The organism is Variovorax sp. GW460-12-1-14-LB1 (genome assembly GCF_059423605.1).
In genome coordinates this window covers 1-1,239 of the sequence record NZ_JBWKYF010000166.1, presented here as the reverse complement: position 1 = coordinate 1,239, position 1,239 = coordinate 1, and the positions used below count along the sequence as shown (strand labels likewise).

1 protein-coding gene is annotated in these 1,239 nt (G+C 61.2%); it reads left to right on the top strand.

Annotated features, from left to right (window positions below; all coding sequences use genetic code 11):
• Window positions 1-61 precede the first annotated feature (61 nt).
• Window positions 62-1,209, top strand: a protein-coding gene (locus tag AC07Y4_RS32940) for an IS3 family transposase (protein ID WP_159275353.1) whose coding sequence is annotated in 2 segments (ribosomal slippage) — window positions 62-329 and window positions 329-1,209 — 1,149 coding nt in all. Because the reading frame shifts where the segments join, the coding sequence is not laid out codon by codon here.
• Window positions 1,210-1,239: the final 30 nt, after the last annotated feature.

The following is a 1,239-nucleotide window of genomic DNA, read 5'->3' as shown; positions in this document are numbered from 1 at the left end:
TGGGCTGCTGCCGGTTTCAAAGACACCTTGTTAAGGTGTGAAATGAAACCGGAGGTGGTTCATGGGAACGAGAAGGCAATTCAGCCGAGAGTTCAAGCTTGAGGCTGTCAAGCTGGTGAAGGAACGAGGCGTGTCGGTGGCGCAGGCTGCACGCGACCTCGATGTGCACGAGAACGTGCTGCGCAAATGGGTACGTGAGGCGACTGCGGACCCGCAGCAGGCGTTCCCTGGTCATGGCGTGATGAAGCCCGAACAGGCTGAGCTGGAGCGTTTGAGGAAGGAGAACGCCAAGCTGCGCATGGAGCGTGACCTGTTGAAAAAAGCGGCGGCCTACTTCGCCAAGGAGTCGATGTGAAGTTCGGCTTCGTTGCGAAACACCGAGGGACGTGGCCGTTGGCAATGATGTGCGAGGCGCTCGGTGTCTCGCGAAGCGGCTTCTATGCGTGGCTTAGCAGGCCCCGAAGCCAACGCAGTCTGGAAGACGAGGTGCTCGGCAGCCAGGTGCGTCAGAGTTTCCTGGGCAGTGACCGCACCTATGGTGCCCGGCGCGTGTGGCATGACGTGCTGGCACTCGGTCAGCGATGCGGATTGCACCGCATTGAACGGCTCATGCGTCAACAGGCCCTGCGTGCGAGGCCACGACGCAGAGGCTTGCCGCAAGACCGAGGCCAGCGCAGCGCTATCGCCGACAACGTGTTAGACCGGCAGTTCCAGGCTGATGCGCCCAACCAGAAGTGGGTGGCCGACTTCACGTACATCTGGACGGCCGAGGGCTGGCTGTATGCCGCTGCGGTGCTCGACCTGTACTCGCGTCGCATCGTCGGCTGGTCGATGCAGGACAGCATGACCTCGCAACTCGTGGCCGATGCGTTGATGATGGCCGTGTGGCGCCGGGGCAAGCCGGTCGCGTTGCTGCATCACTCCGATCAAGGAAGCCAATACACCAGCGAGCACTTCCAGGAGCTGCTCAAGGAGCAAGGCATCACCTGCAGCATGAGCCGCGCGGGCGAGGTCTGGGACAACTCGGCCATGGAGAGCTTCTTCAGTTCACTGAAGACTGAGCGCACGGCTAGAAAGGTGTACCGGACCCGGGAACAGGCCCGCGCTGATGTGTTCGATTACATCGAGCGGTTCTACAACCCGACGCGTCGTCACTCGACGCTCGGCTACGTCAGTCCGATACAGTTCGAGAAAGCTCAAAAAGCTTAGGTCGGTGTCCACGAAACCGGCAGCAGCCCA